This is a genomic window from Leptothoe sp. LEGE 181152, from assembly GCF_032906605.1.
Taxonomy (GTDB): domain Bacteria; phylum Cyanobacteriota; class Cyanobacteriia; order Phormidesmidales; family Phormidesmidaceae; genus Leptothoe; species Leptothoe turfae.
In genome coordinates, this window is the sequence record NZ_JASATU010000030.1 from 58,133 (window position 1) to 79,073 (window position 20,941).

The 20,941-nt window shown below is 47.8% G+C and carries 12 protein-coding genes; 4 read left to right on the top strand and 8 right to left on the bottom strand.

Features of this window, described 5'->3' with window-relative positions; translation table 11 throughout:
* Nucleotides 1–346 precede the first annotated feature (346 nt).
* The 4 genes from QGP82_RS16505 (at nt 347) to QGP82_RS16520 (ending at nt 4,142) form a co-directional block, all read left to right on the top strand.
* On the top strand, nt 347–979 hold the full coding sequence (locus tag QGP82_RS16505) for a hypothetical protein (protein WP_163703120.1): 633 nt from the start codon (nt 347–349) through the stop codon (nt 977–979).
* Nucleotides 980–1,498: 519 nt separating this feature from the next.
* On the top strand, nt 1,499–2,803 hold the full coding sequence (locus QGP82_RS16510) for a cadherin domain-containing protein (RefSeq protein WP_163703121.1): 1,305 nt from the start codon (nt 1,499–1,501) through the stop codon (nt 2,801–2,803).
* A 285-nt stretch (nt 2,804–3,088) separates the two neighbouring features.
* Nucleotides 3,089–3,373, top strand: coding sequence for a transposase (locus QGP82_RS16515; protein WP_163665354.1), 285 nt, complete (start codon nt 3,089–3,091; stop codon nt 3,371–3,373).
* Between the two features lie 13 nt (nt 3,374–3,386).
* Nucleotides 3,387–4,142, top strand: coding sequence for an IS3 family transposase (locus QGP82_RS16520; protein WP_499060331.1), 756 nt, complete (start codon nt 3,387–3,389; stop codon nt 4,140–4,142).
* A 79-nt stretch (nt 4,143–4,221) separates the two neighbouring features.
* On the opposite strand, the gene QGP82_RS16525 is transcribed toward QGP82_RS16520, so the two are convergent.
* The 8 genes from QGP82_RS16525 to QGP82_RS16560 form a co-directional block, all read right to left on the bottom strand.
* Nucleotides 4,222–5,016: an arylamine N-acetyltransferase family protein gene (locus QGP82_RS16525; RefSeq protein WP_163665358.1), complete on the bottom strand. Its 795-nt coding sequence runs from the start codon at nt 5,014–5,016 to the stop codon at nt 4,222–4,224.
* 373 nt (nt 5,017–5,389) lie between these two features.
* Complete coding sequence (locus QGP82_RS16530) at nt 5,390–5,875, bottom strand: hypothetical protein (RefSeq protein ID WP_163703123.1); 486 nt, start codon at nt 5,873–5,875, stop codon at nt 5,390–5,392.
* Nucleotides 5,876–6,171: 296 nt separating this feature from the next.
* Nucleotides 6,172–9,078 (bottom strand): NHLP bacteriocin export ABC transporter permease/ATPase subunit, encoded by a 2,907-nt coding sequence (locus tag QGP82_RS16535; RefSeq protein WP_499060334.1) that lies wholly within the window; start codon nt 9,076–9,078, stop codon nt 6,172–6,174.
* Nucleotides 9,079–9,118: 40 nt separating this feature from the next.
* Complete coding sequence (locus QGP82_RS16540; protein ID WP_006519918.1) at nt 9,119–11,305, bottom strand: NHLP family bacteriocin export ABC transporter peptidase/permease/ATPase subunit; 2,187 nt, start codon at nt 11,303–11,305, stop codon at nt 9,119–9,121.
* 245 nt (nt 11,306–11,550) lie between these two features.
* Nucleotides 11,551–12,651: an agmatinase family protein gene (locus QGP82_RS16545; protein WP_250564988.1), complete on the bottom strand. Its 1,101-nt coding sequence runs from the start codon at nt 12,649–12,651 to the stop codon at nt 11,551–11,553.
* A 101-nt stretch (nt 12,652–12,752) separates the two neighbouring features.
* Entirely contained in the window at nt 12,753–14,036 is a 1,284-nt protein-coding gene (gene speE / locus QGP82_RS16550) for a polyamine aminopropyltransferase (protein ID WP_163665370.1), read from the bottom strand.
* A 308-nt stretch (nt 14,037–14,344) separates the two neighbouring features.
* Entirely contained in the window at nt 14,345–16,879 is a 2,535-nt protein-coding gene (locus tag QGP82_RS16555; RefSeq protein WP_163703127.1) for an EAL domain-containing protein, read from the bottom strand.
* 54 nt (nt 16,880–16,933) lie between these two features.
* The gene (locus QGP82_RS16560; RefSeq protein WP_499060337.1) at nt 16,934–20,776 is read right to left on the bottom strand and encodes a CHAT domain-containing protein; all 3,843 of its coding nucleotides are present in this window, start codon (nt 20,774–20,776) and stop codon (nt 16,934–16,936) included.
* Nucleotides 20,777–20,941: the final 165 nt, after the last annotated feature.

Genomic DNA, 20,941 nt, shown 5'->3' on the forward strand with positions numbered 1-20,941 from the left:
CACAACGGGGCTATGGATTTTTCAGGGCTTTCAGCGATCACAGCAGAACGGCAGCATCAGGCTTTGAGTTTATGTCCCCGTTTTTTTGCCATTAGCGGGCGTCATCATGGGGTATGGCTTACTAATCTCCCCCCCAACCCCTGCCGCTCCCCTTTGCCATCCTGGAGGCTTTGGCTAAGATGCTGAGCATTTCTATGTTCTCAGGAAAGTCATGCAAAATCAGTAAAAAGTCATGCATTCTCAGTCTTGAAGTCGGTCGATGACCCATGACAATAAAGGCGTAATGACCACAATGAATATCATTACGCCTCAAATTAAAGCCTCATAGAAATGGAGAATTGAGATCATGAAATACAAACAAATATTATTTGCTGCTGCCACACTCATTGCGACCGCAGCCTTTCCAAAATTATCAGTCGCTGATACAGGTAACGTGGTTGGTATTGGTATTGCCGGGTCTAATGACCACACCTACTACTTCTACACTGGCGGTCAGGTGAGTTCTGGTACCACTGACGATCCAGAGCATCACCGACAGACCTATAGTGCCAACTACCCGCCTCAAAAATCTGTTATCGCAGTCGGCATTGCTGGATCAAATGATCATGTTTATTACTGGTATGTCGACGGCACGGTAAGTTCGGGAACGACCAATAACGCAACTAGGTATCGAGACTACTATCCAGGTAACCTTCCAGAGGATGAGGATAAAGATCTGATAGCGGTTGCCATTGCAGGGTCTAACGACCATGTTTACTATTGGTGGTCGGATGGAACCGTAAGCTCAGGTACTACAGACAATCCCGTGCTTCACCGAAATTATTATGAGTCTAACCAACCAGAGAATAAGAGTTTGATTGGTGTCGGTATCGCTGGTTCAAATGACCATGTTTACTATTTCTATTCGGACGGAACAGTGAGCGCGGGCACGACTGACAACCCAACCAAACATCGTACGTACTATAACTCGGGGCTTTGACACTCATTCAGCCAAATCAGAGATTATGGTTGATGAGCATCAAAAGATCGAGATACACCTTACCCTTCCAACCCTGGCTTCGGTCAGGGTTTTGTTTTGGTTAGGTGACTGCATCTCCCTTAATCAAGTCCGGTACCCGCTCACTCCACTTAAGATTCTGACCGATTCAAGCCGCTCTAAAGTGGTTGTGCTTGGCTGCAATATTTATGCCCAGGGTTACGAGCTGATGAGTTACTGAGAAACTAGAGGCAGGGTTCGGAGAAAGTTGAAGAATCTGGAAAATTAATAGGTGTCAGGCATGGGAATTAGGATGGATTGTTAGTTTCAGCATGCGCTAGATCACAGAACGTTGAGTAGTGGATCACATAGTCTCATCAGACCTGAATAAACCTGAATATTTACCTGAATAAACCTGAATATTTCGGTCTTTTTCCTACCCTTGAGATTCGCCATAGTAAGGCCAGCGACATAGGGAAAAGATTGTCACTTATCTTGTAATTGCTTTAGGAGATTGAAGGAATGTTTGGTGAATTTTTTAATCAAATTATCGATAGCGGTGTCCGCATTGGAGATGAGGGTAATAATGTCTTAAACGGAACTAATTCAAGCAATCAGCTTTTGGGTCTGAGTGGTAACGATCGTCTTAAAGGAATGGCCGGAGCGGACTTGCTAGAGGGTGGTACTGGCAATGACTGGCTGTATGGTGGGAAAGGTCAAGATCTACTAAAGGGCGGTGCCGGTAATGACTGGCTGTATGGTGGGAAAGGTCAAGATCGATTAGAGGGTGGTGCTGGCAATGACTTACTGGTGGGGGGATTAGGTAACGATATACTGGTGGGTGGAGCAGGTAACGATATTGTTGTGCTAGCTCCCGGTAGCGGGTCTGATACCCTGATAGACTTTCAAAATGGACAGGATAAGATTCAGCTAGAGGGTGGCCTTACCTTTGATGATTTGGATATCCTTTCTCAAGGTGCTAACAATACAGATATCTTTATTAACAAGGCTGGTGATCCAAATGATGGTGAGAAATTGGCCACTTTGATAAGAGTTCACCCTACACAGCTAACTAAGGCTGATTTTATCAGTGCTCCAACTATTACCAGCACTTTTACAGCAAGTGTTCCAGAGAATCAGATTGGCGCAATTAACGTAGAAACATCAGATGATAGTGATTCTGAAGGCTCTGGTTTAACCTATAGCATTTCAGGGGGTGCTGATGCAGCATTGTTCTCCATTAATGCTGATAACGGTGTAGTCACCTTCAACAATGCACCTAATTTTGAAGCGCCTGGGGATACCAATGGTGATAATAACTATGACGTTGAAGTAACGGTGACTGATTCGGATGGGTTAACGGATACTCAAACAGTCACTATCAGTGTGACGGACATAGCAGAGGATGCCGCGTCAACAAATAATATCCAAAGCTTGCAGGCAACAAATAACATCAAAGATTTGAAGTCCTTTCTGAAACGAAATAGGAAAGTTGATTTTCGAACCGCAAATTTACTCAAAAATTCGACCCTCGATAGCTATAATTGGAAAGGCTTAGAGGACAATAAAGAAAGTGTGATTTTTCAGCTTAAAGCCTACCAACGCTTGCTAAGAATTGTTCCCAATGGTCAAGAAGACGTCGCTATAAAGTTACTACAAGAAGGGTTTCACTCTTCTTTGCAAATTGCCAATACGCCTAAAGCAAAGTTTCTCCAAGATACTCATAGCATCTTTAGTGGCGACACAACCCTGGCCGAACAGTTGTATAAGCGTGCGTTGGCGGTGCGTAAACTGGTTATATTAAAATATCTGAACCAAGCCCAGTAGCAGTCTAACCATGCTGTTGCTCCATCATAGTGAGAAGTGTATGCGCCTGGGGGGCGTTTGGGACAGAGTTCGGGAAAGAAAACCCCTCTGGCCGATTGGTCACCAGAGGGGAATGTCAACTATTTGCTTTACACAGAATTACCTGACGTATTAACGTACATTGTGGTTCCCACACAGCAACATCAGCCTTAGTACAGATGGGAGGCGAAAGCAGGACTATAGTGACCCCCAAAATTAGGACAGGACTGAGAGAGCGTAAGCTAGAGTCCAATAAGGGGAATGAATATGGCCAGCAAACCCAGAAACTACAGTAGCGAATTTAAGGCAAACGTGGTGCTGGAGATCGTCAGTGGCCAGCGGAGTGTGAGCGAAGTGAGTCGAGCCCATAAAGTTCATACATCCGTGATCAATCGTTGGCGCAATGAATTTCTAAACCAGGCGCATTTAGCGTTTGGAGGCAAAGGAGGTGGGCATGAATCAGTCGAGCGAATCGCGGAACTAGAACGCATGGTAGGTCGGCTAACGATGGAATTAGCGGTAGCAAAAAAGCTTCAGACGTATGGAATCTGAGCGGAAACGAACGATGATTGAGCAGTTAAAAGCCGAGTATCCGATCCAGGTAATCTGTGATGTGATTAGCTACAGCCGAAGCCGCTATTACTATCGGACAGAATCAGATAAACAACAGCAAGAGGAGGAACTGAAAAAAGCGATCATTGATGTAGCGGGACGGTATCCCACCTATGGTTATCGCCGGATTACGAAACAATTGCAGCGAGAGGGATGGACAGTTAATCATAAACGTATCAGCCGATTAATGAGAGAATTAGGACTACTGGCCAAGCGGCGCATACGTCGGAAACGAACAACGAATAGTGGGCATGGCTATAAGCGGTATCCTAATCTAGTCAAAGGGTTGGCAGTAGAGCGTCCAGGGCAGGTGTGGGTGGGCGACATAATGTATATTCGATTGAAGGATGAGTTTGTTTATTTAGCGGTGTTAATGGATGTGTTTACCCGCAGTATTCGAGGCTGGCACTTGGATAGAACGATGGAGAAACAGTTAACGATAACAGCCTTGGAGAAAGGACTGAATCAATATATTCCAGAGATCCATCATTCAGACCAAGGGGTGCAATATGCGGCCAATGCGTATGTTCAGCTATTGGAGGAGAACGAGATAGCCATTAGTATGGCGGGTGTGGGCAAAGCCTATGAGAATGGCGATGCTGAACGACTGATGAGAACAATTAAAGAAGAGGAGGTTGACTTATCAGACTATCGCAACTTTAATGAGGTACATACCAGAATAGAAGGGTTTTTAGACGAGAGAAACTGAGAACCTAAGGTTACCTTTAGCGGTGCGGGGGGGTATCTTTTAAAGAAACTGAAAAACAACTTATTTATCAGCTGTAAGGCTAGTTAGGCAATACATCTAGACCTATAAGAATATCAACGCATACTCCTTTTTTAAATTCTATCCCGAACTTAGATTTCAGAAGATTTCGATACGCCTTCTCATCTGCCACCATCTGTTCCTGACGCTGCCCTCCAGCAGTTACGATCAAACGATTATTTGAAAGCGTGATACGTCCATCTCGCGTTGCCAGTGAGCAGAGTGATTTTTGTTTGAAAGCTGACTCTAGAGAAGTCTGTTGATGCTCGCACATGGTGCTGAATTCAGCAAGCTGATGGGGAGTCAATGAAAAAACATATTGTGACTCCCAAGTAGACTCTCGTCGACGCTGGAGGAGCCTATCAGTCCCTGATTCTATCAAGCGATATGAACAACCATATTGCACATCCTCTGCTCCAGCATCGAGCCGTAGCGGTTCTAGAAATGAATCTCCAAATCCCACATCTGCAATTAGACGTTCCTCCATCTCAACCAATAGAACTAGATGGTCAAACTCAGGCCCTGGTTGATCGCCATTAAACACTTGTGCTGACAAGAGTACTACCGTAAAACCAAGCTGCTCAAGTAGCCATCCAAAGAGTCCATTCAGCTCGTAACAGAAACCACCTCGCCGATGCTGAACAATCTTGTCGTAGAACGACGCGAGGGAAAGGGTAATCGGGCGACCTAGAAGAATATCCAGATTTTCAAATGGAACAGCAAGCATGTGCGCCCGATGAAGTTGTTTCAGCGTCTCTGTTGTAGGTTCACGTGGCCCGCAGTATCCAATGCGTCTAAGATACGACTCTATATCCATGGCTTTACCTCATGTCGAAAACCACAATGGGCAAGTTAGCAGTTGTTGAATGACTCGAAATAGCATTGATGGCTGAAATAATGTACCAGATGGCTGAACCATATGAGAAACATTAAATAATACCAAGGTCACTTGAGGTTCTTTCGTTGTTAGCTGAATAAGTTGATCCGTATACCAGCCGATCGCTTGTTCTGGCAGAATTGGAGGTTGTGTTAGGCCTTTCACACTGGGATATTTCGCGTCTTGACTGGTCGCTGCGATCCAGGGGTTGCATTGACCTTGGCAAGTTCTTTTTGAAAACGACTAGGTAGTTCTGTTAAAGCAGTTTCTTGCAAACATTGCCGCAACAATATGGCTCCTAATGCGGCTACCGTTATCCCCTGTCCATAGATCGGTGTAAATGAGCAGACAGAATCTCCCAAGGCAATAAATCCTTGTAGCTAGCAGCTAAGACGTTCCGTTCATAGTAGCGTAATCGATTGCCTGGTGGATGATAAATTCCGATTTCAGTTGCAGGCCTTGCATCCTTCACGGCATTGTAAATGTGTGGACTTGGCAAATTTCGCAAGGACTCTAGAAATTCAGCTTCATTTTTAGAAGGTCGATGCGGAGCCGTCGCACAGACACCGACAATCCAATGGTTATTTTCAATTGGATAAAGTACTCCCATGGACGTTCGCTCGGGAGGAGCTGCTTGAATGTACACCCCTCTCCAGTCTGCTTGAAAATTAGCAGGGATTTCATAGAGGCGGCTGGCATAGCCCATTGACGTTGTGACTACTGTCTCTTCTGGGGCATCATAGCCGATCGCTTTCAACCATTTGGGTGCTTGAGAACTATAGCCACTGGTATCAATCACCAAATCTTTAGCAAAATATGTAGCTGCTTACATTGAGGCACGCCTTTTCGAGGCTGAGGACTTGTGGTCGGAAAGCGATCGCACTCCAAAATCAATCGTAACTTGCTCAAAATAGTCCACTTCCTGAATGTGAGGCAGTGCTGCTACCGTTACACTCACAAGCTTAGATTGATTGATAGGCTGTGAATTGGCAGCGATCACAATCGTTCTCTGCAAATTCTATAGGGCACCCTAGTCCAGTCCACTAGAATGGGTTAGCAATAACGCAATGCATCCTAAGATAGAATTCATGGAGCTTAAGCTAGCTGTCGTTTTATGAGCTCTGCAAAAACGCCTGGTTGTTTTGCTAACTCATCAAAGTTGCCTACCTGAACTACACGACCAGCTTTAATCACATAAATGCGGTCGGCATTTCGAATGGTGCTCAGACGGTGGGCGACAACAACACGGGTAACGTTCAGCTGGTCTAGACTTTCACTCACAATTGCCTGGGTTCTATTATCTAAAGCACTGGTAGCCTCGTCCAACAGTAACAGTTTTGGGTTAAGGGCCAACGCTCTCGCAATAATCAATCGCTGTCGCTGTCCTCCAGAAAGGTTGCCGCCTCCCTCACTGACTACTGTGTGTAGCTGCATTGGAAAATTGCGGATATCCTCAGCAAACCCAGCCATCTCAGCCGCTCGCCAGGCATCATCTTGGGTAATCAGTGCTCCACCTGAGATATTTTCAAAAATGGACCCAGCGCTGATGTGACCATTCTGCAACACCACACCCAGCTGTCGACGGATGGCAGTTAAATTTAAACCGCACATATCCCGACCGTCATAGTAAACAGTGCCTGAATGGGGATGTTCAAACCCTAGTAGCAGCCGCAGAACAGTAGACTTACCAGAACCAGATGGTCCCACCAGCGCAATAAACTCTCCAGGCTTAGCCTCTACTGTCACATTGTCTAAAATCAACGGGCCATCTTCCCGATAGCGGAAGGTAACACGATCTACACAAAATGCTCCCGATAGCTGCCCCGGATCGGTTTTTTCAGTAGTAACTTCAGGAGATGCCGCGAGGATAGGTTGCGATCGCATCCACAGCGGAATCACATCCATCACATCGATCATCGTCAAACTCAGATTAGTGATACCGCCGATAAAGATCGCAAAGGCTGCATTAAATGCCAGGAATCGCCCCGTCGATAGTTCAAATGGCCCTACCAGCGTACTTGCCAACCAAAACAGGGCAATAGTTGTCACGGTGGGAATCACCGTATTAAACACATTGACCGAGTCTTCCAACTGCTGGGTGCTGAGCTCTATCTCCAACAGTCGACGATACTTGTTACCCCACTGAGCAAACGCCCGCGACTCCGCCCCAGCAATCCGCAGTTTTGAGACTCCATTGATCAGCTGCACCATGAGACCATACAGTTCTCCTCGAATCTCCAGCATAGGTCGCTGTTTCTTTAGCAAAAATGCGCCAGAAGTGACGGTGACGACCATAATCAACAGCGCTACTACCAGTGCCAGCGCAGCCAATTTACCACTGTAATAAAACAACAATCCCAAATTCAGCAACGCAAACGTCCCTGACAAAATCGCATCTAATGCCGAACCACTGAGTAACCGACGAATCGACGTAATACTTGACACCCGCGACAGTAAATCCCCTGTGGCATAGTCCCTAAAAAATGAAGTCTGGAGCTTTAGTAAGCGATCCCACACTGCTGCTTGCAATGCCACATCAGACCCCGTCTCCAGTCGCATGGTGGTAATCGCCTGCACCAGCTGAAAGCTTGCTCGCCCAATGGCCACAGCCACCAGCGCCAAACCAATTTGCAACAGCAATCCTGCACTACCAAAGGGAATCGCATCATCCACCAGCACCGCCGTCATCTGCGGCAGCACCATTCCCAACAGAGTCACTACGACTCCCGCCAGCCCCATCACTGTCAGGTCTCGTTGACGCCCCTGAAACGCAAACTTCAGTAAATTCCAGGCCGTCAGATGGCCCTCAGGCAAAGGCCGATAAAACATAAACGCCACCGGCTCCACTGTCCTCGCAACCGCTTCAGTCACGGGTATGCGCTGACCATTCGCTTCCAGTAGCTCATAGTGAGTCTGACGCACCGGAATCAATGCCACTGGACGACGCTCATCTTGCGTATAGGCCACCAATGGGCCAACATCCTGCCGCCACCAGCGCCCCCGCAACAACACCTGCCGCATTCGCAGCTGAGATGCCCTGGCAATCGCCTCCAACGGCTCCTTAACCTGTTGCGCCTGTTCAGACTCTGCCGGAGGTTCAATCTTCACTCCCAAGGCATGGCCCACGGCCCCTGCCACCCTTAGCAGCGGCGTGTCTGCCAGCAAATAATCCCCTGAACTTGGCTGCAAGACAGAAACCAAACCCTGCAGTGCCGTTTGTGTCACTTCCTGGTTTAGTTGTTGGCGAGCCGTAAACTGTTGTTCCCCGCGTTGTCGATCTGTCTGCCACCCTTCTTCAATGACTTCCAGCGCATACTGGTGAAACAGATTTAACCCCTGCATAAATTCCTTATAGGAACTCTTAGAGCAAAGCTGATCAGCAGAAACAATCTCTAACTCCACTGACTGATCTTCTGGAGCCTGCAACCAAGTTGTCCGCGAAATCGGAAACAAAGGAGACGAAGGCCCAAGCACAAACCGCTCCACATCTAGCCAATATGCCTGATGGGTCGTAGGTCTCACCCACATCATCGCGGCCTTTGGACTATAGCCCTCGGCAGGCTCACGGCTCACGGTCCCAACAATTTCAGAAGACTCTGCAATCGATCTGCCAGGAAATCCCTTGACCTGAGTCAGTCCACCCACCCATCGCTCAACCTGCCTGAGCAACGGTATGGTCACATGGCCACAAATACCCCCATCCCCATTAGCATCTGCTTCTTTGGCGATAGGTTCTATCTCACTTGCCTCAAACGCCACCGCCACTAAAGCCAGATCACAGGATCTAGCCTCAGTCTCGATGATCAAATCCCCTACATCTACAGTCCACAGATAGCGGCGTTCGCCTACGGGTTCACCATTCTTCCAACCCACGGCAAATATGCCTAAGCGACCAGATTTAACTCGCCACAGTCCGGAAGATAGTAGAGGAAAGACATCATTACTGTTGATGGAATGAATGCCAGAGGTATTAGACGTGCTTTGTGAATCTGCGAGAACCATGGGATCAAGTCGTCGATAAAACAGTTAAACTCAAAACTCTCTAGGCAACCGCCAATGCCGTCCCTGAACTGCGAATCAAGTCTCCATAATGGCCAGCCTCTTGCCAAAGTTCTTCATGATTTCCCCTTTGCACAACTTTCCCTCGATCCAACACAATAATCTCATCCGCATCTCGAATCGTACTTAACCGATGCGCCACAATAATACACGTACACCCACGCCGCCGTAGATTCTGATCAATCATCTTCTCAGTCTCCGTATCTAGCGCACTCGTCGCTTCATCCATAATCAAAATCGACGGGTTATTAACCAATGCCCGCGCAATCTCCAGTCGCTGCCGCTGACCACCACTGAGGTTTTGGCCCCCTTCCAACAACTTGGCATCATACCCATAGGGCATCGCCAAAATTGCTTCTTCAATCGCCGCGTCTCGACAAGCCTGCTTCAAATCGTCATCCGAAACGGTATCATCCCAAAGCGTTAGATTATCCCGTACGCTACCGGCAAACAACAGAATATCCTGTTCTACCATGGCAATGGAGTTTGTTAGTGTGGCTTGGGAAATCTCTTGTCGGGGGCGGCCATCAAAACAAACGTCACCACTTCTCGGCTGATACAGTCCCGCAATCACTCGCGCCAATGTAGATTTACCCGAGCCGCTGCCACCCACGAGTGCGATCCGCTGCCCTGGTTTAATGGTGAGGTTAAAGTCTTCAATCAGAGGAGGATCCAGCGGGCTGTAACCAAAGGAAAGATTACGAATCTCCACGGCTCCAGAAAGACGGTGATTATTGGCAGCCTCCTCTTCTTCAGAGACATTGTGCTTGCAGTGCTGGCAAAAAGCGACATCTGTCTCGTTTTCCAACACGTCATCCAAACGGTCAAGATTGCCCTGTAGGGTTTGTAATGTCCCGGCAAACTGCACTAGGGCATTCACCGGCCCCTGGAAGCTTTGCATTAACAGCTGGAATGCTACCAACATACCGATGGTGAGACTGCCGTGGATGATGCGCCAGCCGCCAATGATGAGCAGCGACAGTGCAGCCAGGGTGGACAGTAGCGATGGCAACAGGCCAATCACACGGTTAGCCAATCCCAGGTTCTGCTGAGCATTGACCGCTTTGGTGTGATACCCCGCCCAGCGAGCAAAAAAGTCAGACTCTAAACCACCTGCCTTGAGGGTCTCCATGCCCTGTAATCCAGCGACGGCAATTCCTGATGCCTTACCGTATTCTTGCACCAGTCGCAGGTTGGCATCCTTACGTTGCCGAGATACCCACTGTAGAACGCCGACGTTAATGATGGCAAAAGAGATGACGATGATGGTTAGGGGGACATCGTATTGGAGCATTGCGATCGCATAAAACACGATCATCACCGAGCTAATAATTGTCGTCGTCAGTCTCCCTGACAGCACTGCGGCCACACTGTCATTTAGACTAATGCGACCGCTAATTTCCCCCGCAAACCGCTGGGCATAGAACCCCACCGGTAGCTGTAGTACATGCCACACAAATCGACTGGCCATACCCACCGCCAGCTTGATCCTGAGCGCTCGCAAAAAGCGCAATTGCAGCATGGTCAATAGGCCCTGCACCAGCACTATTAAGGCGATGCCCAAAAGCACATAGGGTAACCAGTCCAAACGCTTAGCCAACAGAATGTTGTCAATATAAATGCGGCTAAACGCAGGCAGTGCTAGCCTTGGCAACACCAGCAAAAAACCTGCCAATGTGCAATAGAGTAAGGCTCCCGTAGATCCGGCCAGTCGCCGTACCAGGGAGCCAATTACGTTGGGTTTGCGACCACCCTTTTCAAAGGTATCCGTTGGCGCAAACGTTAGCGCAATTCCCGTATATCCCTCATCAAATTCTTGACGTGTCACCCGGCGCGGTCCAGTCGCTGGGTCGTTGAGACGCACATGGCTAGCCTCAAACCCATCCACCACCAAAAAGTGGTTGAAATGCCAGAATACAATAAACGGTGGTTTTAGCTGTTCTAAGCTATCCAGACTTTTCTTAAATCCCTTCGCCTCCAGGCCATAGGTGCGTGCGGCCTTAAGCACATTGGCTGCCGTCACCCCATCCCGTGAAACACCGCAGGCATGGCGCAACTCCGCCAAGGGCACATACCGACCGTAGTAACCCAAAACCATACTGAGGGCGGCGGCACCACATTCCACCGCTTCCATTTGCAGAACCGTTGGCGAATTAACCCGACGCGCCATTCAAGTTACCCCTTTGAACGAACCACCTAAAGCTAGTTTTAATTGCTTGGCAGAATAAAAACAGCACCTGAACAAGCATCTAAACAAATCATTAGAAAGCGTTGAGAAGGCAATACTTCTTAACTTGGAGGGTTGTAGAGTTCTGAGTTTTTAATTTTGAGTTGTGAGTGCTCGGTTATTGGTTATTAGCTAGTTGTTTTTAGAGGCATATCCTAGGCAAAGGCTATTAATTCAAAACTAAGCACTCACAACTCAGAGCCACCCTCACCCATATTCATAAGACTAAATAGCTTATATAGTATCCGCGCACTCACATTGCCATCCCACTCATGGTTACCGGTCTCGCAAATGTCGCAGCCAATAATATGCCGCCCACTGCGAACCACCTCACGCCATAGACAATAAGCCTCTTCAAGGTTTAGTCCGCCAGGGACCGGTGTACCCGTATGGGGACATAGCTTCGGATCGAGACCATCTACATCGCAGCTGATATACACATGCTCAGGCAAATGGCGCACAATGTCCTGACACTGTTCCAGCCAGCTTTTCCCAGCATAATTTGCCTGCTTTAGCTGTGTATCTAGATAGGTCACAATCCGGTCATTAGAGTCTTGAATCATGGACATTTCACCATGGGAAATATCCCGAATGCCTACCTGCACTAGCTTTGAAATCTGCGGCAGCTGCATCGCGTTAAACATAATCGATGCGTGGGATTCTTGAAATCCCTCGTAGGCATGGCGCAAATCACCGTGGGCATCTAGATGCAAAATACCAAAACTGAGATATTCCTGAGACAGAGCTTCCAAAGCCCCTAACGGCACACTGTGATCGCCACCAATAACGACGATCTTTTTCTGCTGCTGTAGGGCCACTTGGGTTTGATGGCTGACCCAGCGACTCATGGCGCGGCAGCCTTGGTTAATGCGCTCTAGGGCAGCCGCTAGATCTAGATTATCGTCAGGGGTTATGCCCTGCTCAGCATTGCGGATGATTGCGATCGCATCCGGTCTTAACCGCCGATTCTCCGCCAGCAACCACTGTGGAATCGGCAGCATATAAATACCCTGTCGCCATGCTTCAGGATTATCAAAATCATAAAAATCAAGCTGGGGCGATGCCCGTAGAATAGCCTCTGGCCCCCGACATGTGCCATCCTGGTACGACGTCGTCACATCCCAAGGCACGCCAATCACCACCGTACTGGCATGGGCATAATCATGGGGAAACCCAAACAAATTACCATTGACAGCACCTACCCCGCCCGGATCAAAGCTGGCAATTTTGTTAGAAATACGTTCCTCTGAATCAAATGACTTCTTTTCAGATTGAGACTGTTTACCCATACTATCCTTCAAGGTGAGCGTTCCTTGAGCGCAGCTAAAAGAGACTACTGTCAAAAAATTTTAGCTTCAGCTCCGCTCGCTTAGCAGAAAGCGCAAACTAGTTAACTATCAAGCATGGTACGAATAAAGGTGGGCAAGCAAAACGCCGCCCCATGAATGTCGCTGTTGTAATATTGCAGACCAAACTCTTTAGAAATTAACTGGGCTCGTGCCCGATCAAAATCTGCAACAGGATGTTTGCCCCCCTTAGTGCAGTAAGTGAAGCTCCACATGCCCGTAGGATAGGTGGGAATAAACGCTAAATAACAAAAGACACTGTCGACATTAAAAATATCCTTCAAACAGTGGTTGAGCTCAACAAATGCCTTTTGGTTAAAATGGGGCGACTCACTCTGGGCCGTCATCACCCCGCCTGGTCGTAAACAGCGATAAACATCTTGATAAAACGATTTGGAAAATAGCCCTTCAGCCGGACCCACAGGATCAGAAGAGTCCACAACAATCATATCAAAGCAGGCATCTGGAGCCTGCTTCACATACTCAATGCCGTCATCAATAATTAAATTGAGCTTGGGATGATCAAAGGCCGACGACAAGCTGGGTAAAAATTCCTTAGAGGCCCTGACAACAGCATCATCAATTTCTACCATGGTCACCCTTTCAACAGGGTCGTAGCGCAAAATTTCACGGATGCTGCCCCCATCACCACCGCCCACCACCAGAACGTCCTTCACCTCTGGCTGCATCACCATCGGCACGTGGATAATCATCTCATGGTAGCCCTTCTCATCTTTTTCGCTACACATAACCATTTTATCAACGGCCAACAACTTACCATACTCAAAGGTGTCAAACACCTCTACCGTTTGGTAAGGGGATTTTTCTCGAAACAGACAGTCTCCTTTATGGCGAATCGAGAGGGCCATGTTTTCATTGCGATCGGTAAACCAAACGCTGCGACTATACTTCGGAACTACCATCTGTTGTGCGGCCTCATCCCTCAGCTCTCCCAGTTCCATACTCGCTTTCTCTAATAAATCCAGTTGACCCCGGTTAATTTCCACCGCTGAGCCATGTTCAGCTTGAAATGCTTTTTTGAGAATTTTATAGGATGTCCATGGATTAACCGAATCACCACAGGTAAATAAGTCTACAGCTGCATAGCGGTACTCTGGCCAGGTGTGAATTGCCAAATGACTTTCTTGAATAACGACTACACCTGACACTCCAAAGGGAGAGAAATGATGAAATACCGAGCTAATGATCGTAGCTCCCGACTCTTTGGCTGCACCGACCATGCTTGATTCTATGCATGGCACATCATTCAGCACTTCAGATGAGCAACCATGGAATTCCACTAAAATATGGCGACCAAGAGATTTCATGCACCTACAGCCTCAATATAAGCTACTTAAAAACAGCCATCTTCAAAAGAAACAAATACTTGCCATACCCCTCATGTACCGATAAAGGCTTAAGACCCAACTGGGAATTAGAGAGGTGAGAACCAATAGTAGACCGTCCACATAACTTAGCTAGATAAGTTTATAACTAAATTGACTGAACTGAAACAATCAGACACCATCATAATCATATATTCTTTTGAAAGAGAACTATGATGGTAGTTGGGTCCAAAATTTGAGGACATAACATGCGATCGATTAAAGAGATTGTCATAACTCCCTACGCCCCACTAATCTTCAATCTTCCAACGCTTATTCTGCCTCAACAGCTGCGCAGCTTGGTCTCTAGGCAAAGGTTTTGCAAAAAAATACCCCTGCACATATTGACAACGCAGTTGCTTTAGCAGACAGGCTTGTGCCATGGTTTCTACACCTTCGGCAATAATATCCAAATTCAGACGATGCCCTAAGGACACAATGGTGCCAACAATATCTGCATGTTCACTAATGTTTTCCATGCGGTCAACAAAGGATTTATCAATTTTTAGAGAATCAATCGGCAGCCGATGGAGATAGCTCAGGGATGAATACCCCGTACCAAAGTCGTCGAGACTGATGTGTAAGCCTTTCTCCTTCAATCGTTTCAGCTGCTGAATAGCGGCTTCTACATCTTCCATGGCCACACTTTCTGTGAGTTCTAGTTTGAGGCCACGGGGGTCAATTTGATGCCGCTGTGTAATAGTGGCAATCGTCGTCGCCAGATCTTGTTGAACAAACTGTCGACTAGAAAGATTGACACCAATAAATAGGGGTTGAGGCATGGGAAATTGCTGTTGCCATTGGCGAATTTGATAACAGGCTTCATCTAAAATCCAATCCCCCATAGTTAGAATCATGCCAGTGTCCTCAGCAATGCTAATAAAGTCATTGGGGGGCACGGTGCCACGCTCAGGGTGCAACCAACGAATCAGGGCTTCAAAGCCCGCTATTTTACCCGAGGCTACCTCGATAATCGGTTGATAGTAAAGCTGGAACTGTTCATCATCTCCAGCGTGGCGCAACTCCATCTCCAGTTGAAACTGAGAGACCGAGTGGGTGCGCATGGTTTCGTTGAATACTTCATAGCGATCGCGACCTGATTTTTTGGCTTTACCCAGAGCCCGGTGAGCATCTTGCAACAGTGCATGGGCTCGATATCCCAGCCCTTTATGATGGAGCGCGATCCCAATACTGATGGTGGTGCTGACCAACTGCCCACCAATGTGAATAGAGTGCATCAGCTGTTTTTGCAGAGCAGCCGTGGTGGAGATCGCCTCTTGACGATGGGCCACTGACGGCAAAATTAGGGCAAACTGATTGCCACTTACCCTGGCAGCCGATGCATGGGGCATCAGATAAACGATGCGTTCGGCAACAATTTGCAGTAGCCGATCGGCCACTTGCACGCCCAACGTTTCATTCACTGATTTGAATAAATCCAGATCAAGTAACAGCAGGGCCACCATAGGCTGCGATGCATTACGCTGATTTAGACAGGACTGTAGGCGCTTGAGGCTAGAGACTCGATTGGGCAAACTGGTCAGCGGATCGTAAAAGGTGCGATAAAAAACTTGATAGGCAATGGTACTGCTCACCACGGTGGCAAAGCCCAAAGCAGGTGGCACAATGGGAATCCAACCCTGGTAAAGAAACATCCCCCAGCCGGTAATTACCAGGGAAGCCAGTGCGATCGCACTAGTTAGGGTCAACAGCACAAACCGCTGAATATGCCAAACTAAAACACTTCCCATCAGACACCAAAAGCCTATCCACAGCATTTCCTGCCATTGGGTCCATCCCCAAATCAGAGAATAGTCTCCTTCAACAACTGACAAAATTTGACGCACCGCATGGGCATGTAAAATCACCCCCGGTGTTGTTGCAACCGATCCTGCTTGGGTATTGAGGGAGGTGAAAACAGTGTCTTTAATACTAGGGGCTACGGTACCTATCAAGACCACCTTATTTTTGAACCAATTGGGATCAACCTCGTTATTAAAAACATCCGTCAGAGAGACTTGGCGAATTGATCTGTCGGTGGTCTGGTACTGAAACATGACCTGGTAGCCAGCCATGTCTTCATTCTGATAACCACCCGTATTTTGGGCCAAAGTAGGGAAAAACCGACCAGCAATGGTGAGGCCTGCTAAATTTTTTTTTAGAATATCGGGGCCATAGCGATTTTTCAGCACATGCAGGCTTAACTTTAAACCCAGAGCATAGAATTCATCAGGCTTAATGGAGGCAAACATAAAGTTGCGGCGAATCACCCCGTCACTATCCGCCACAAAATCTGCAAACCCCGTACGTTCTAGATCCATCCCTTGCGGTGGTGGGGTGCTGCGGGTGGGATCCAACCCTACATCGTATACGCCATAGACATTCTCCACCGCCAGTTGTTGATCTAACTGTTCACGACCAGGAGGATGGTCAATGTCCCGATAGATATCCAGGCCAATGGCTACAGGTTCATAGGTCTGTAATTGTATTAGCAGCTCAGCTATCGTTTGATCACTTAAAGGCCAGTGGTTGTAGCGCTTGATATCCATCTCATTAATGCCTACGACCACCACATCGGGCAGATCAACATTGGTCACAGCATGACGGACACGACTGTCAAATAGTTTAAGTTCTAACTCTTCTAGTCCCCCAAGTTGACGAATACCAATAACAGCAAGAGCTACTCCCAGAGCAATTAATACATAGCCATAGCGCTGCAGCCATCGCCACAGCCACAGCTGCACAGAACGTAGACGACTACGACCGTAAAAGCTACCAAAGCGCAATGGGCCCCCTTAGGATTAGGCAGTCAACTGGATATGATGAATTAGGCGGTAGATTTACCAAGGATTCCCAATCATCGTAAAACCAGACCAATAGGCTGGATGGCTAAAATCCCAACTGCCGCTGGTGCCTAACCCAGACAGATGCCCAATTAGCTGACCATCACTGCCATATACGGTGCCATCTTCAATACCAACCTGGCCGTGCAACATCGCCAACTGGGCCTGACGAAGGGCGGCACTGCGGGTTAAAGGCTGTTCAAGGGCACGATAAAATTCCGCCATCAGGCCCAGGGTGCTCTCATCATCAATGGACCAAAGACTGGCCAACGCTGTTTGAACACCTACATTAACCGCTAATCCTGCAAATCCAAATTCGGCAGCAGCATCGCCCACTGCTGTGGCACAAGCACTTAAAATCAAGAAGTCAACCGCATCAAGCGGTAATGTCTGCAGCTGTTCCAGGTTCACAGTTTGATCCCAAAGCTGCACATAGGATGCCTCTAAACTGCCAGGCTGAAACACTGCATGGGTAGCTAAATGAACAGTCTTAAAGTTTCCCTGTTCTAAACGCTGCCGTAGCACATCCAGGGTGGCCTCATGATCCAAATATTGCTCATCATCCTGGCGTTGACTAGCCAGTGAAAGCTCAAACGGAACCGCCGCCAGATCGGCATGGGCTTCAAAGTTAGCAACCCCCATAGCCAGGGTAGCCTGTAATGCACCAGGCTCCGTTAACAAGTCTATGGAGGGCTCTAGGGGGGTCAACCCAGCACTGGGCAGTAGGCCAATACTGTAATTCTCGATCAAAAAGCGTTGCCCATCGTGGAGAGCGGCCATCGGCAAAGAGCGTAGCCCAGTATCTAGAACGAAACCAATATGGTCGATATCAGCGACTTCCAACTCGTCTAATATTGGTCGCACTAACCAATCATACAGCTGTTGCGCGGCAGGCAAATACTGAGCAGGGCGCAACACTGGATTTGTAATTGTCTGATGAAACGTTTCTACAACAGCTTTCACGTCTGCGGCAGTAGCCTCAACCGGACGATACACGGGTGCCCCCTCACCAGTGACAAGGACTAACTCGACATGGGTGTCTTTGAGACGAATGTACATCAGAGCCGGTGTAATGGCCTGAGCTTCACTCACCTGCCTCAGAGTTTGCTGGAGTCTCTGTAAGGAGGGTGAGGCAGGCATCGGTAGATTGAGGGCTCTAGCGAACTCAGCTGAGAACGACCTCTCTATTTGAGCCCAAATCAACTCGCTATCGCTAACAGAGCCTTCTTGCTTTTCCCTAGCACCATTGGCTAATGCGTTATTGTTTAGACTGTCGATACTCTCAAGTCCAAGCACAGTGGAAAGATTGGAAAGGTCTGCAACTGGCGACAAAGGTTCTGGGGAGTCAGATTGTGAACCTGAAGGGAAAGACTCAAATAAGTTATTGAGTTCAATGGTCTCTAAACTAACTTCTTCAACAGTCTGAGGAGCCGTCAAGGTATCTAAACCGGTCGTAATCTCACCTGCTGTTCCATTTATCCCACCATCACCCAGGGAGAACGAGATAGCAGGATCACTATTGTAGGTTAAACGAATGGTTCCACCATTTGTTGTCAATAGGCTGGCATTGGTGTCAGCAATCGTATCAATAGCTCGAAATGACTGTTGCGTAGTCACGTTAATATTGCCACCTTGCCCCTCTCCTGTGGCGTTAATAGAGTCCACTACAATCATGCCATCAGCCCTTAGGCCAATATCGCCACCCTGGGTTTGAGCTGAATCAGGGCTAACCGTGATAGACGTAATTTGCTGACTCGTAATGTCTCCTTTACTGGCATTCAACCTAATGGAACCACTATTGCCTGTATTACTGCTAGCCGCCTCTGTATTGGTATTGAGTGCAGCAGTCGTAATATTACCAGAACGATTAATAAGAGAGATATTACCAGCATCACCAGCGTTGTTAACAGTGGCTTGAACAGATGTTGTCACATCAGCGGTGTTAATGTTGGCAAATGCATCGATAGAAACCTCTCCTCCTGCTCCTGAGTTATTGTTGCCAGAGGTGCCAGTATTCAGAGAACCTGTCACAATGTTGCTTCTGCGACTAATAAGGGTAATATCACCACCGCCACCGCTATTGCTGAGGGCCGTGGTGGCCGTTGTAATATTGCCAACGCTGATCGCACCAGGTGCCGATAAAGCTATCTCACCACCATTGCCACTATTATTAAGGGTGCCACGCGCTGTGCTAATAAGATCGCCACCCACAATACTCCCGCGAGTTGATGTAAGCTGAATATTTCCCGCATTCTCCGAGTTATCGATGGCGGAAAATGCACTAGTATTTAATGTTCCGACCGTAATGTCAGCAGCTGTAATGGCAATGGCTTGCCCTGAAGTGCTCAGACGATCGCCTGGAGCCATGGTAAAACTGCCCTGACCATCGCCATCTGCATCCGCTAAAAAGCTGATACTGCCAGTTCCTTGGCCAAAGGTTAACTCGCCATCGCTTAAGGGTTCAATGGTAATGTTGTTGTCTGCTTGTAGCAACAAATTAATATTGCCGATGATAGAAGACTCTAGGGTGTTTTCATACAATATTTGAGGCTCACCCGTGTCCATACTTCCTGGATCGCTCCCCGCCCGAATTTCAATATTTTCCGGGTCGAGCAGTAAGGTGCCTGGGGCACCTTGCGATCGCAAATCTACTTGTCCACCAAAATACAGCTGCTCCTTGCCAGATACCTCGACTATCCCTCCAGCGGTATTTCCCCGAGCCCTAATCGCCCCCCTAAATTGGGTGAGTCCATCTGACCAGATGACCACTTGTCCACCCGCCTCACCATCAGCAATAATTGTAGAAGCAGCATCGATAAAAGTTGACTGAGCCGTCGGCAACAAGCCCCTGCCCTGATAGTCACCACCAATCAAAACTTGACCACCGTCAGTGGTGCGCAATGTCGCTCCTACAGTCGCCACATGGTCACCAACAATCTGAATACGGTTTAAGCCTAGATTGGTTGTTTGCTGAGTTGTTAGCAGCCCCCCCACTAGCGCTGTTCCAACAGGAACATCGAGCAACTGTCCCCCAGTCAAGCTTAGGGTTCCATCCTGATTGACTTCAATGGCCGTAGCATGGTCAACTCCTGTGGATGTAAGCCACAGGGGTAACGATGCCCTGGGTTGAGCCGCCGCCGCAAACTGCAATCCACCAGCCAAACCAACAATCTCATGGGTGCCAACCGCAGCGATGTTAATTGCTCCACCTCTTATGGTTCCCTGATTAACAACACTATGACCAATTAAGGATAAAGAATTATCGGCACCAACCGTCAGATCACCTAAATTCGTAATGTTACCAGGACTGTCAGGATTGAACTGTAACTGTAAAACGTTACCCTGTACATCACTGGAAAGACCCGTTAGTCCAAAATGTCCCCGCTCAAAATCTAGACGTTCAGCTGTTAAGACGGTAAAATCACCTGCCAAATTGATAGATGCGTCAGTACCGAATAACACACCTGCCGGATTGATCAAATACAAACTAGTTGGACCCCCAATAACGTCTATCAGTCCATTGATCTGCGAGGGCATGCCATTGGTGATGCGGCTAAAAACAGCTTCTACGCAAGATGTCACCTGAAATTCAGCCTGATGATTTTGCTCTAAGTCAAATTGCTCAAAGCTATGGAACAATAGTCTGGCATTATCCGCTGTTGTTCCTCCAGAAATCTCAAATTGATTGTTCTGTTGAACAACTTGAGTTTGTATAGAGTCTTGAGCTGAGATTACCTGGGCATTAGCCCATGGGATCCCTTGCCAAAGAGCTGTGTTAGCGATCCCAGCAGCACATATCTTTTGACCATAACTACGCCATAATATTTGAAGCTTACCCATGACGATTAACACTCCTCAGGTGACGATTTCTGATCAGTACAGTTCCCACCGTCGGTTCTACTGCAGAGTCTCAAGCTGTGGCACTGGAAATAAAATCAATTAACGTCCAAATTTTGGATGTGCAGACGTTCCATGGAACATCTCTTCAACATTTACGTTTGGAAT

What these genes read in the sequence shown, in the direction of transcription:
- QGP82_RS16505 (WP_163703120.1), top strand. Translation starts at nt 347, where the DNA reads ATGAAATACAAACAAATATTATTTGCTGCTGCCACACTCATTGCGACC.
- QGP82_RS16510 (WP_163703121.1), top strand. Translation starts at nt 1,499, where the DNA reads ATGTTTGGTGAATTTTTTAATCAAATTATCGATAGCGGTGTCCGCATT.
- QGP82_RS16515 (WP_163665354.1), top strand. Translation starts at nt 3,089, where the DNA reads ATGGCCAGCAAACCCAGAAACTACAGTAGCGAATTTAAGGCAAACGTG.
- QGP82_RS16520 (WP_499060331.1), top strand. Translation starts at nt 3,387, where the DNA reads ATGATTGAGCAGTTAAAAGCCGAGTATCCGATCCAGGTAATCTGTGAT.
- QGP82_RS16525 (WP_163665358.1), bottom strand. Translation starts at nt 5,016, where the DNA reads ATGGATATAGAGTCGTATCTTAGACGCATTGGATACTGCGGGCCACGT.
- QGP82_RS16535 (WP_499060334.1), bottom strand. Translation starts at nt 9,078, where the DNA reads ATGGTTCTCGCAGATTCACAAAGCACGTCTAATACCTCTGGCATTCAT.
- QGP82_RS16540 (WP_006519918.1), bottom strand. Translation starts at nt 11,305, where the DNA reads ATGGCGCGTCGGGTTAATTCGCCAACGGTTCTGCAAATGGAAGCGGTG.
- QGP82_RS16545 (WP_250564988.1), bottom strand. Translation starts at nt 12,651, where the DNA reads ATGGGTAAACAGTCTCAATCTGAAAAGAAGTCATTTGATTCAGAGGAA.
- speE (WP_163665370.1), bottom strand. Translation starts at nt 14,036, where the DNA reads ATGAAATCTCTTGGTCGCCATATTTTAGTGGAATTCCATGGTTGCTCA.
- QGP82_RS16560 (WP_499060337.1), bottom strand. Translation starts at nt 20,776, where the DNA reads ATGGGTAAGCTTCAAATATTATGGCGTAGTTATGGTCAAAAGATATGT.